This window comes from Komarekiella delphini-convector SJRDD-AB1, from assembly GCF_014831675.1.
Lineage (GTDB): Bacteria > Cyanobacteriota > Cyanobacteriia > Cyanobacteriales > Nostocaceae > Komarekiella.
Map to the genome: position 1 here is coordinate 43040 of NZ_VJXY01000038.1, position 11651 is coordinate 54690.

At 42.3% G+C, this 11651-nt stretch carries 12 protein-coding genes and 1 riboswitch; of the genes, 6 read left to right on the plus strand and 6 right to left on the minus strand.

Going from position 1 to position 11651, the window contains the following annotated elements; all coding sequences use genetic code 11:
- Positions 1 to 32: 32 nt before the first annotated feature.
- Positions 33 to 785 carry a ferritin-like domain-containing protein gene (locus FNW02_RS26490; RefSeq protein ID WP_191760466.1) on the minus strand — a complete coding sequence of 251 codons (753 nt, stop codon included), beginning with the start codon at positions 783 to 785 and terminating at the stop codon, positions 33 to 35.
- Positions 786 to 1035: 250 nt separating this feature from the next.
- Here FNW02_RS26490 and FNW02_RS26495 point away from each other — a divergent pair, with 250 nt between their 5' ends.
- Positions 1036 to 1608, plus strand: coding sequence for a thermonuclease family protein (locus FNW02_RS26495; RefSeq protein WP_191760467.1), 573 nt, complete (start codon positions 1036 to 1038; stop codon positions 1606 to 1608).
- An 87-nt stretch (positions 1609 to 1695) separates the two neighbouring features.
- On the opposite strand, the gene FNW02_RS26500 is transcribed toward FNW02_RS26495, so the two are convergent.
- From FNW02_RS26500 to FNW02_RS26510, 3 genes are read right to left on the minus strand one after another with little or no spacing between them, the layout of a single operon-like run.
- On the minus strand, positions 1696 to 2946 hold the full coding sequence (locus FNW02_RS26500) for a hypothetical protein (RefSeq protein WP_191760468.1): 1251 nt from the start codon (positions 2944 to 2946) through the stop codon (positions 1696 to 1698).
- Positions 2947 to 2949: 3 nt separating this feature from the next.
- Positions 2950 to 3678: a hypothetical protein gene (locus FNW02_RS26505; protein WP_191760469.1), complete on the minus strand. Its 729-nt coding sequence runs from the start codon at positions 3676 to 3678 to the stop codon at positions 2950 to 2952.
- 42 nt (positions 3679 to 3720) lie between these two features.
- Positions 3721 to 5871, minus strand: a complete 2151-nt coding sequence (locus tag FNW02_RS26510; RefSeq protein ID WP_191760470.1) for a tetratricopeptide repeat protein — start codon at positions 5869 to 5871, stop codon at positions 3721 to 3723.
- 123 nt (positions 5872 to 5994) lie between these two features.
- Between FNW02_RS26510 and FNW02_RS26515 the strand changes: the two genes are divergently transcribed.
- Complete coding sequence (locus FNW02_RS26515; RefSeq protein ID WP_225225908.1) at positions 5995 to 6381, plus strand: hypothetical protein; 387 nt, start codon at positions 5995 to 5997, stop codon at positions 6379 to 6381.
- Between the two features lie 314 nt (positions 6382 to 6695).
- Positions 6696 to 6896: a type II toxin-antitoxin system ParD family antitoxin gene (locus tag FNW02_RS26520; RefSeq protein ID WP_191760491.1), complete on the plus strand. Its 201-nt coding sequence runs from the start codon at positions 6696 to 6698 to the stop codon at positions 6894 to 6896.
- Here FNW02_RS26520 and FNW02_RS26525 read toward each other — a convergent pair whose 3' ends face one another.
- A complete protein-coding gene (locus tag FNW02_RS26525) occupies positions 6897 to 8402 on the minus strand; it encodes an ABC transporter permease subunit (RefSeq protein WP_191760472.1) in 1506 nt (501 codons plus the stop codon).
- An 86-nt stretch (positions 8403 to 8488) separates the two neighbouring features.
- Here FNW02_RS26525 and FNW02_RS26530 point away from each other — a divergent pair, with 86 nt between their 5' ends.
- Entirely contained in the window at positions 8489 to 9244 is a 756-nt protein-coding gene (locus FNW02_RS26530; RefSeq protein ID WP_191760473.1) for an amino acid ABC transporter ATP-binding protein, read from the plus strand.
- Between the two features lie 28 nt (positions 9245 to 9272).
- Here FNW02_RS26530 and FNW02_RS26535 read toward each other — a convergent pair whose 3' ends face one another.
- A complete protein-coding gene (locus FNW02_RS26535) occupies positions 9273 to 9473 on the minus strand; it encodes a hypothetical protein (RefSeq protein ID WP_191760492.1) in 201 nt (66 codons plus the stop codon).
- A 356-nt stretch (positions 9474 to 9829) separates the two neighbouring features.
- Positions 9830 to 9995: riboswitch (cobalamin riboswitch) on the plus strand.
- 22 nt (positions 9996 to 10017) lie between these two features.
- Here FNW02_RS26535 and FNW02_RS26540 point away from each other — a divergent pair.
- Positions 10018 to 10461 (plus strand): DUF1636 domain-containing protein, encoded by a 444-nt coding sequence (locus FNW02_RS26540; RefSeq protein ID WP_191760474.1) that lies wholly within the window; start codon positions 10018 to 10020, stop codon positions 10459 to 10461.
- Positions 10462 to 10664: 203 nt separating this feature from the next.
- A complete protein-coding gene (locus tag FNW02_RS26545; RefSeq protein WP_191760493.1) occupies positions 10665 to 11408 on the plus strand; it encodes a cobalt-precorrin-6A reductase in 744 nt (247 codons plus the stop codon).
- Positions 11409 to 11651: the final 243 nt, after the last annotated feature.

Genomic DNA, 11651 nt, shown 5'->3' on the forward strand with positions numbered 1-11651 from the left:
AATTTTCGTATGTTTTGTAACCAGTACACCAGTTAAGCAACTATCAACTCAGAATCGTTTTCGTTTTCTGAAGGCACACCATCCTGAACTAGAGAACGGGTTTCGCCGTTGCGCTGGAGAAGACCGCCAACCATTGACAATAAGGCATTTACCTTGCGGGTACGCCACTCATCCACCAATTTTTGCACTTGGGTAGCAGACATTCGCCGCATCATTGCTTCGTAAAGATAAGCTGCATGACCAGTCTCATCTTGAGCAACACTTAACATTCCTAACTTGAGGTTGCGAGCGGTTGGCTCATCATCAGGTAACACATTCGCCATGCGAGTAAAGTCTTTGCTGGCATCTAACTCTAAAATGTAAGTGCTAGCCATAAAAACATCCCAGTCAATGACAGTCGGTTTTAGCTGTTCTGGGGTGTAACCTTGAAAGAATGCTGCAAAGAATGGACTACGCTGCTGTTGTGATTTACTTGCGGTTGTGGTTTGAGGTTGACGCTTGAAATCAATAACTTGTTTATTTAGCTGTTTTAGAGCGTGGGCAAAAATTTGACCATGCCTAGTTTCATCGGATGCATGTTTTGCTAGTTTCTCTGCTAGCCATGTATCGCCCTCTGCGGCAGCCCGATCGCTAAGTGCAGATAAAAACGGCACAGAACCAGATTCCGCCAACTGAAACCCCGCTAGAACATTGGGGCGAGTTTTAGAGTCGCGGATCTGAGCAGCTGAGTAATAAGCCACAGCACCCGAACCTGCTAAATGCATGACATAAGTCAAGAAATTCATGAGAGATTCCCGCTGACTGTTGGAAGTTTACATTTCTTATACTATTCTGCCTTTTCTATTCGGTTAAATTCAGTTATTAGTAACGAGGTTGTATTTGAAGATTTAGATCTTAAGTAAAACTTTCTACTTATACAGGTAGGGAACTCTAGCTAACTCTTTGCTAATTGTCTATGGCAGTATGTCAACACCTAACAAAAAGATATTTTCATTTTGCTACTATCATCCCTCAGAGGTAGTTTGGTGAGTTTGGATGGAGAAATTAACTAAACAGGTACAATTTTGGCTTTGTGCAAGTATCATCCTTTTAAGTTTGATAGGCTGCGATCGCCTTATTGGTAACTCTGGAAACGTGGTTGAGCGAGTTAGTGATGGCGACACTTTAGTAGTGAGAGACACCAATGGGCAAAATGTCACCGTGCGCTTTGCTTGTGTTGACGCGCCGGAAGTAGCCCATTCTAATAGAGAAAAACAAAGTAGACGTAGCAGCGATCGCAATCAGTTTACTTGGGGTGTGAGAGCGCAAGAACGGGTGAGGGAACTGGTGAGACAAGGAGGCGATCGCGTTAACTTGAATATTACAGATAGCGATCGTTATGGGAGAAGAGTGGCAGAAGTCCGCCTTAGAGATGGGACTCTTGTGCAAGAAGTATTGGTGCAAGAAGGTTTAGCAAAGGTGTATCGTCCTTATTTAAATAAATGTCCCAGTAGAAACTTAGTGCAACAAGCGGAGGCTGAGGCGAGACAACAACGGCTTGGCGTTTGGGGTGATTCTAGGTTTGTTAATCCTTGGGAGTACCGCAGTTTTAATAAGATAGCAAAGTAAGACGGGTAATGCTTACCAGTATTGTTTGTGGTGGGCATTATTCAGATTATACTTATTCTGTGCGTCACATTTTCTGATGATTTTTAGCTATGGTTTTGATGCTGATTTAGAAGCATTACTAAATAACCAAGATAGAAGATTAGCAACTGTAGCAGCTCCAAAAGAGAATAGCGCAATAATTGCATCACGAGGTAAAACGCTATCTAACCAGCTACCCTGGATTCTGGAAACTGGAAAATCTTGATCTAGACCGATTTGAATCTGTTTCGTTATACCAGAAAAACGGGCTTCTATTCCCTTTTTAGGAACAATTTGCAGATGGCGGATAAGTTTAATATCTAGAGGAGCATCAGGATTTCCTCCCATAAGAAATTGATTTTGTTTAATTTCTTGTTCCTGTCCTATCATGCGGATTTTGCCTTCTACAATAGTAGAAACATCTAAGTCATCTCTGAGGTCACTGCCATTTCTATCTACATCTATAAATTGAACATTTTTGGTTTCTATCTTGCCTCTAAACCATTGTTCAGATTCATATTTGAAAAGTTTAGCTAAGGTAATATAAATATTGGTGTTTTGTGGAAGTTCTAAATTTAATTCTTTATTATTTGGGTTTAAAATAAATTCTAACGGTGTTTGATCATCTGAGTGATTTTGTAAATTTAAATCTGGTAATTCGTAACCTTCTACTATAACTTTGATTGGTTGTTCACCTAAATATAGTTTTAATATATTCGGGTTGGTTTTTAGGTTTAGTTTGGGGTTTGGCTGTAGAGAAAAAGCCAGTTGATTACGATAAAAGTCATAATTGATTCCAGCTACTTTGGTATTCGGTTGCAACCGCAATTCATTCAAATCAATTTCACTTGTTCCATCGGGATTAGCTGGAGCGATAATCCATTTACTTTCGCGCTCTTTAAGCTTGATTTTTAAAGAGTTTAACTGATTAAGCTGGGGTAATGATTCACTTTGAAAATTGCCTGTAAAAGTTAAGGTTTGGATACCTTCATTTTCTAGTTCTTTAATGCTACGAATATTTTCAATAAAGCGTTTGGGTTGCTGTCCATTATAGATAAAGCTCATTTTTTGAGAAATGATATTACCTTCAAATGTATGAGTCCCAGGTAAAATTGCGGCAAAGGTAACGATAGTTAAAAATAAAAGTAACAGCAAAACAAAAAATAAACTTTGCTGCTTTGAAATAGTTCGTAGTAAGCGCTTTAGCGCTGAAGTGCCGACTACAAACAAAGTAATAAGATATCTTTTCAAATAATTAAAACATTGGCGAATATTGATAAATTTGGAAAAACTTTGTTTGGCTTTTTGCCGAGATGCCATGATTTATTTCAACCAATTTGGGTTATGTTCAAATACAATTCGCCTTTCGATGCGATCGCTAGGTTCATTTCTGCGTTCAATATTAGCAACGTAGCGCAGTTCATATCGCCCTGCTGGGGCGTTGCGTCCATCCCAGGTAAAAATAGTTTCACCTTTTTTCGGGTTAGGGCGGGTAGTGCTATAGATTGATTTTTCACCTTGGGGGAGAATTTCAAAGGTGGTAAATCTCACTCGATCATCGGAATAAAAAACGAATTCATACTTGCCAGAAGTTTGTCCTAGAATGACTGGAACATATACAGGCTGGGAATCAAGGCTATAGGATGCCACAGCGCGGAGTTTGTTTGCTGGTACTTTTGCTTGCCTGAGAACGTAAGTATCCCAGCTAAAACTGAAACGCGAACCACTGTTAGACAGTAACAAGTCATCCATTTGATAGTGATAATTATCGCCCAATGATTTCACTATTACTTGAGGGTTTTTTCCACCATTTATTTGCGGAACTTGTACTGTGAGAGTTTTGCCGAAACTGGCAAGGTTGCGGGTAGCAATGGAAATTAGGCTCAAGCTGTTACCGCTTAAGGGTTCGAGTTTGATACCTTCGCAACGGTTGGGTGGCTTGCGGCGGATATAATCTGTAGATTGGGGGTTTCCTTCTGGGCAAGCAGCAGTAACCGGAAAATGGCTGACGCTAAGGATTAATAGGCTGGCAAGGATAATTTTATAATTCATGGTTTGTTGAAGAGATGCGATTAATCGCGTCTGTACAAGAGGTTATTTAATGTTCCAAGTGGACAGTTGTTTTTGAATTTCAGACATGGGATAAGCAAAATTTTGTTCTTCACCTTTTTTTCGGGCAAACACAATGCCTATAAGCCGATTTTGCGAATCAATTACAGGACTGCCAGAAAAACCAGGTTTGAGTGCAGCTTGAGATATTTCTAATTGCTGGTTTTGATAGCTGATTTGTCCTGATTCCATAGACCAAGATTTATCTTCTCCCCTTTGAGCAGAATGACCGATAATCCGAATGGGCATTTTCGGGGTAATGGCAGTTGAGGAGATGGGTAAGGGTTGGATATCTTCTGGCAGATTATCGGTAACTTCTAAAACGGCTAAATCAAGTTGTTCGTCAATAGAAGTCATTTTGAACAGCTTGGCATCTCGCCGCATTCGCACTCGGTTTGATGGTGGTGAACTGAAAAATTCAACTTGGATATTTTGACCTTGTTCATAGTCATCAAAAATGACATGACGATTAGTGAGAATTAATGTCTGGTTGCCTTTTCGCTGAATTACTACACCAGTACCAATCTCAGTTCCTTGACGTTCACTGTTAAAAAATTCGGCAGTAATGCGTACTACAGAACGCTTCATGGGTAAGGTTGGATCATTCTTAGGCAACCATTGGCGATCGTCTTCTACGCTAGCTAGTTTATTCTGTTGCTCTGTCCATAACCGCCTTGCTTCTATATTGTTGTTACTGGCATAAATATAATTAGGGTCAATCTCTTCTGACTCGTCAAACTCCGCAATGGCTTCTTTTAGTTTTCCTTGCTGTTGGAATACAAAACCCAAGTTATTATGAGCACTAGTATGAGCGCTGGTTGGGGTTGCAGAATTATCTTCTGGCAATGTTAGGGCTTTTTGCAAGGCGGCAATGGCGGCATCTAATTTCTTCTGGTCACTCAGGGCAACACCGAGATTGTTGTAAGCAATAGCCAAGTTAGGGTTGAGTTGAATTGCTTTTTGGTAGGCGGCAACTGCTGCATCTAATTTCTTCTGCTCTTTGAGCGCAACGCCGAGATTGCTGTAAGCAATAGCAAAGTTAGGGTTGAGTTGAATTGCTTTTTGGTAGGCGGCAACTGCTGCATCTAATTTCTTCTGCTCTTTGAGCGCAAAGCCGAGATTGTTGTAAGCCTCAGCCAAGTTGGGATTGAGTTGGATTGCTTTTTGGTAGGCGGCAACTGCTGCATCTAATTTCTTCTGGTCATACAGGGCAATGCCGAGATTAATGTAAGCAAAAGCATAGTTGGGGTTGAGTTGAATTGCTTTTTCGTAGGCGGCAACTACTGCATCTAATTTCTTCTGCTCATACAGGACAATGCCGAGATTGTAGTAAGCATCAGCCAAGTTGGGGTTGAGTTGGATTGCTTTTTGGAAGGCGGCAACTGCTGCATCTAATTTCTTCTGTTTCTTAAAAATGTAGCCCAGAAGATTGTGAGTTTCTGCATCTTGCGAGTTGAGTTGAACAGATTTTTGACAAGCTGCTATTGCTTCATCAAGTTTGTTCTGGTCATCCAACACATCACACAGCTTGTAGTAAGCAGTAGCAAAGTTAGGATTGAGTCGAATTGCTTTTTGGAATGTGACAACTGCGGCATCTAATTTCTTCTGGTCACTCAGGGCAATGCCGAGATTAATGTAAGCAAAAGCATAGTTGGGGTCGAGTTGAATCGCTGTTTGATAGGCAGTAATAGCAGCATCTAATTTCTTCTGAGCATTCAAGGCATTGCCCAGACCGTTGTAAGCAATAGCCAAGCCTGGATTAAGTTGCAAGGCTTTCTTGTGAGATGCCAATGCCTCCTCTAATTTCCCTTGAGCATTTAGCACATTTCCTATACCAACGTAAGCTTCGGCATCATTAGGGTTGAGTTGTAACGCCTTATTGTGAGATGCTAATGCTTCTTCTAATTTCCCCTGTCGCCGCAAAGCATTCCCCAAATTGTTATAAGCTTTGCCATTATTGGGTTCAAGCTGCAAAATTTTACGCCAAGTTGTTTCAGCTTGGGAGTTGTTACCGACTACTTCGGCAGCTTCGCCTTGTTTAAATAGCTGTTCAGTATTATTTTGAGCGACTACAAATTGGGGTGTGGTAGCTAGAGATAGAGTTAAAAATAAAGTAGTAAATATACGGTTGTGCATAATAATGCTAACAAGTTCTCAGATTTTACCAGGACTCACCCGAAAATCGTCAAAAACCGGATGAATTTTTGATACATACTCGTGAATGAACCTCAAAGCTTCGTCGATGAACCTCAGAGCTTCGTGAATGAGCCTCAGAGCATTGTGAATGAACCTCAAAGCTTCGTCTATGAACCTCAGAGCTTCATGAATGAGTCCTTGATACTCGTAAATGAACGTCAGAGCATTGTCGATGAACCTCAGAGCATTGTGAATGAACCTCAGAGCTTCGTGAATGAGTCTCTGATATTCGTGAACGAGTCTTTGATATTCGCGGACGAGTCTTTGATATTCGTGAACGAGTCTTTGATATTCGTGAACGAGTCTTTGATATTCGTGAATGAGAATCGTAACTTGCTTGCACCAAGCGACTGGAAGTCGCGGCTACACAGGCAAAACCCGCCTGCGCGGGTTGAAAAATTTGATTTTCTCTTAGTCTGCGGACTTTGTTTGTATAGCCGCGATTTCTAATTGCCAAGGCTAGAACACCGATTCAGTATTCAATATAGGGGTGAAAAAACCGATTCTTTTGTAGAAACGTTGCAATGCAACGTCTCTACAGTCAACGAGAATTGGTCGTTTTACCGAAAATAAATCGGATTTTTGCAATTACTGAATCGATACTCTAAGAGGTTATTTGAAAAGTAGTTACCTGTGATTTTAGGCACTTGTTGATCCCCCCTAACCCCCCTTAAAAAGGGGGGAACCGGAATCAAAGTCCCCCTTAAAAAGGGGGATTTAGAGGGATCTAGAACTTTTGATACCGACAAGAGAACTTTTCAAACATCCCCTTAACTCCAGAACTTGAACAGTTGATTTATGATAAAGTCAATAGTGGTCGCTACCCCACAGCTAGCGAAGTAATTCGAGAAGGATTAAGATTACTGGATGAACGCGATCGCCTTGCGGAAGCACGTTTAAAAGAACTAAAACAGAAAATTCAAATCGGTATTGAAGAGTTGGATCGAGGTGCAGGATTTTCTTAATTACGCTTTACGTTTAACGGGATTCATCCACGTTTCCAACTTACTAAATGCCTGTGAAGAAAGCACCGTCAAACATAAATAAACCACCGCTACAGCCGCGTAAATTTCAAAGGCGCGATAGTTGTCTGCGACAATTAGCTGTCCTTTGCGTACCAATTCTTCAAATCCAATTACAGAAACTAAGCTCGTATCTTTTAACAAACTAATAAACTCATTACCCAACGGTGGAATCATCCGCCGAAAAGCTTGAGGAAAAATCACGTAGCGCATAGTTTGCACAGAACTCAAACCTAGTGACTCTGAAGCTTCTGCTTGTCCTACTTCAATTGATTGAATCCCTGCGCGGACAACTTCAGCAATATATGCAGCGCTATTCAAACTTAAGGCAATTACCCCAGCAGCTAAGCGATCAAAGGTAAAAGTTAAACCAAGTTCTTGCAAAATTGCTGGCAAACCAAAGTAAATCATAAAAATCTGCACCAGCAAAGGCGTTCCCCGGAAAAAATCTACATACGCCCGCGCCAACCAACGCACAGGTGCAACCTGGGAAAGGCGGATAATTCCAATCAAAGAACCCCCAATCAAACCCAGTACTACAGAAAGTATTGTTAATTGCAGCGTTACCAACACTCCCTGCAATAGAGCCGGGAAAGCCTGCCAAATCACGCCAATTGAGGTAAATATTCTAGGTACATCAGCGCCAGCTTGATTCTCAAATGGCGATTTAGCTGGTAATGATGGCGGCTCAGCTTTAAACCATTTTTGGTAAATTTGGAAATAAGTGCCATTTTCTAGCACCCTATCTAAACCATTATTTATCAGTACCAAATAAGGCGAGTCTTGAGCTGTAGCAATCCCGTAAAATTCCTCTGTTAGTAGTTGCTCTACTACTTTAATTCCCTGAAGATTACCTGTATTAATTGCATATAAAGTAACTGGTGCATCATTAATTACCGCATCCACATTACCGTTGAGCAATTCTTGCAGAGCTAGAGGTGCTGAATCGAAGCTGCGAATTTGCACCCCGGGAATACTCTTAGCTTTTGCAGCACCAGTTGTGCCAATTTGTACCGCAATTTTTTGATTATTGAGACTATCAAAGCCAGTAATATTTTGATTATCAGCGCGGATGGCGATCGCCAACCCAGCCTTAAAATAAGGACGGGAAAAAGCAACAGACTTCGCCCTCTCCTCTGTAATCGTGATCGAACTAATCGCCGCATCTACCGTCTTGCCTTGCAAAGCTGGGATAATGCCATCAAAAGGCAGACTTTGAAAATTCACTTTAAAGTTAGCAGCAGTTCCTACTGCATTCATCAAATCAAAAGAAAAACCCTGCAACTCACCATCTTTACCTTGAAACTCAAAAGGTGGAAACGCCGGTTCGGTAGCAACCCGCAGAGTTTTCCCCGTACTCGAATTTACACCACAGCCAGCCACTAACAAACAGCTAAAACCAACAACCACGCACCAGCGCAGCCAACACCCAAAACCAAATTTAGCCATATTGTGTTCTCTTCCCTCTGCGCCCTTGGCGTCTTGGCGGTTCGTTAAAACACTACAATCAACTCTAGAGCAGCTTGACAGATGCAATGAACAATACCACCCCCGCCATTCTTTTTGAAACTATCGAAAAAAACTTTGGTTCCCTGAAAGTCCTCAAAGGAATCACAGGCGAAATCAACCGGGGAGAAGTCATTGCAGTTATCGGTTCCTCCGGCTGTGGTAAAAGTACCCTACTACGCTGCTTCAACCGCCTAGAAACCATTGACAACGGGCGTTTAGTAATCAACGGTATCAACGTATCCCGACCTACTGTAGACTATAGCCAACTGCGGCAACTGCGAACACAAGTAGGCATGGTTTTCCAGCAATTCAACCTGTTTCCCCATCTCAGCGTCCTGGAAAATATGACACTTGCTCCGCGTAAAGTTCTGGGAAAAACACCAAAAGAAAGCGCCCAACTTGCAGGGTTATATCTCGAAAAAGTGGGTTTATTTGACAAAGCGTCTAGTTATCCCGAACAACTTTCTGGAGGACAAAAGCAACGAGTAGCCATAGCCCGTAGCTTGTGTATGAACCCCCAAATCATGCTATTTGACGAACCCACCAGCGCCCTAGATCCAGAACTTGTCGGCGAAGTTTTGCAAGTAATGCAACAATTAGCAGCAGAGGGCATGACAATGGTGATTGTCACCCATGAAATGCAATTTGCGCGGGAAGTAGCAAATCGGGTGATATTTTTAGATAAAGGCGTTGTCGCAGAACAAGGTTTAGCTAGTGAAGTTCTGAGCAATCCGCAAAGCGATCGCCTACGTATTTTCCTCAGTCGCCTTAATGTTAGGTAGGAAGTGAGGGTAAGCACTCATAACTGATTCAAAGATATTCGCGCAAGAAATCAAAGGGATCGTCTTCCCAACATGGTTCAGGTGTTAGCCAGAGCAAATTACTGTTGATGTCGGCTTCAATTTCATCACCGTCGTCCCTATCAAACAGATCTGTCAAAGCTTTCCAATCACGATCTTTTAGGGACGTTAACGATAGGGCATATACCTGTAGATTATTTGGGTAATTCACGCGCGAAATTATAGTTGACTGCCGCAAAAGATTAGTCTCACGGTTTGTAAATCATCATATTCTAGCCTTGGCTAAGAAGTAGTCAGGAGGCAAGAGTCATAATGGTAAGTATGCGACTGGCTTAGAGAGGAATTGGTATGAAGCCATCGCCCTTTGTCAGCTAATACGCTTAGATTAAGGAACCAAATGCAACCTTGTTTGCCAATTAACTGATCTTTTTCTTAGATGACCCTCAATACTTCTCGGTTAAAGGGAAAAGGGGTGCATATTTGAATTTACCCTTTACCCTTTCCCCAAATTACAAGCAAGTTGAAGAGTGCTGATCCTATAAGTATTGAGATGACCCTAGTGTATGATCGAACAAGGTCATTCGGTTCTGGTGGGGGTCAGCCACCAGAGGTAATGGGGAAAGTTCGGTGCAAATCCGCCGCTGTCTCGCAACTGTGAACCAATTTGAGATTAACGAACTAAGTAATCCAAAATTGAGTGAGTCAGGATGCCCACCGAAATAGACTGATCAGTTCTACACATCTGCGAGGTACAGATGACTGCTGCTACAAATATTTCTACAACCAGTTGCTTTGTTGATAATTACCATAGTTTATTTGTTTGTAAAACTTGCGCCAGTGTATGGGAAGATGGGAGGCGCTTGGGTGAAAGTGGTGGTCAAAAACTACTACAGCAGCTTCAGCACCTTGCACAAGATTGGGACTTGCGAAATAAATTCTTAATTAAAGAAGTTGAATGCATGAGTGCTTGTAACCGTTCATGCGTCGTCGCTTTTGCTGCTAAAGGCAAATTAACATATCTGTTTGGTGATTTGGCAATTGATGGCAGTGCATCTGCGGTGCTGGAATGTGCTAGTCAATACTATGCCAATCCTGATGGGTTGTTGCCTTGGTCAGAGCGACCCGAACTTCTGAAAAAGGGGATTTTGGCAAAGATTCCGTCTATAACCGTAGAGAAAGTTAACACAACAGAAATTTAATCAAGAAACTGGGGATTGAAGTAGGGTTGAGGATACAAATTACAGATTATTTGCTATCACCTGTAACTTGTTACCTCTCCCTTAATTTCCAATGCCTAATAAACCGCAAAGAAAACTTTCATCAATCAAAATGATGAGAGGTACATTGAAGTCATTACAGCGGCTTGGGTATTGCCTCAGTAAAACGCAGAGAAAACATTATGATGCGTGTTTTGATTCTCGGCGGAACGGGAGATGCAGCAGAACTAGCTGCAAGAGTGGCGACTATCCAAGGGTTAGAGGCAATCACATCTTTAGCAGGGCGCACTAGTGAACCGTCAATCCCGTTAGGTGATCTGCGGATTGGGGGTTTTGGTGGTGTGGTTGGACTGGCTAGCTATCTTCGTCAGATGGGAATTGACTTACTGATTGATGCCACCCATCCCTTTGCAACTCAGATTTCCTTTAATGCGGCGGCGGCGGCAACTGAAGTTGGAGTACCTCGTCTAATGTTGATTCGCCCCCCTTGGGAGAAGGTGAATGGCGATCGCTGGATCGAAGTTGATAATATTGAAGCTGCCGCTACAGCCCTGCAACCCCAGGCACAGCGGGTTTTTTTGACAGTTGGTAGGCAAGAACTAGCTGTCTTCGCTCACCTGAAGGCAATTTGGTTTCTGATGCGAATGATTGAACCACCTACCCCCGATGCCTTGATACCACCAGGAGTAGTATTGTGCGATCGCGGCCCCTTTGCCCTCAATAAAGAGAAAGAAATCCTGATTCACAATAATATTGATACCATTGTCAGTAAAAATAGCGGTGGCAATGCAACCTATGCCAAGATTACCGCAGCGCGGGAACTGGGACTGCAAGTTATTATGGTGAATCGTCCAGCTACGCCGCCAGGTGAGCAGGTGAAAAATATTGATGATGTCTTGGCATGGCTGCTTGACAAGTTGCACGGCTAGCTCAGAACTCGGAACTTCGTGCTCAGAACTCGGAACTTCGTGCTCAGAACTTGAAACTTCGTGCTCAGAACTCGGAACTTCGTGCTCAGAACTCGGAACTTCGTGCTCAGAACTCGGAACTTCGTGCTCAAAACTCGGAACTTCGTGCTCAGAACTTGGAACTTTGTGCTCAGAACTCGGAACTTCGTGCTCAGAACTCGGAACTTCGTGCTCAGAACTCAGAACTTTTAAAATTTACAAACA

Bases quoted from the DNA above. Each gene is read 5' to 3' on its own strand.
- FNW02_RS26525 (WP_191760472.1), bottom strand. From the start codon at position 8,402: ATGGCTAAATTTGGTTTTGGGTGTTGGCTGCGCTGGTGCGTGGTTGTT.
- FNW02_RS26505 (WP_191760469.1), bottom strand. From the start codon at position 3,678: ATGAATTATAAAATTATCCTTGCCAGCCTATTAATCCTTAGCGTCAGC.
- FNW02_RS26500 (WP_191760468.1), bottom strand. From the start codon at position 2,946: ATGGCATCTCGGCAAAAAGCCAAACAAAGTTTTTCCAAATTTATCAAT.
- FNW02_RS26495 (WP_191760467.1), top strand. From the start codon at position 1,036: ATGGAGAAATTAACTAAACAGGTACAATTTTGGCTTTGTGCAAGTATC.
- FNW02_RS26540 (WP_191760474.1), top strand. From the start codon at position 10,018: ATGACTGCTGCTACAAATATTTCTACAACCAGTTGCTTTGTTGATAAT.
- FNW02_RS26530 (WP_191760473.1), top strand. From the start codon at position 8,489: ATGAACAATACCACCCCCGCCATTCTTTTTGAAACTATCGAAAAAAAC.
- FNW02_RS26490 (WP_191760466.1), bottom strand. From the start codon at position 785: ATGAATTTCTTGACTTATGTCATGCATTTAGCAGGTTCGGGTGCTGTG.
- FNW02_RS26510 (WP_191760470.1), bottom strand. From the start codon at position 5,871: ATGCACAACCGTATATTTACTACTTTATTTTTAACTCTATCTCTAGCT.
- FNW02_RS26545 (WP_191760493.1), top strand. From the start codon at position 10,665: ATGCGTGTTTTGATTCTCGGCGGAACGGGAGATGCAGCAGAACTAGCT.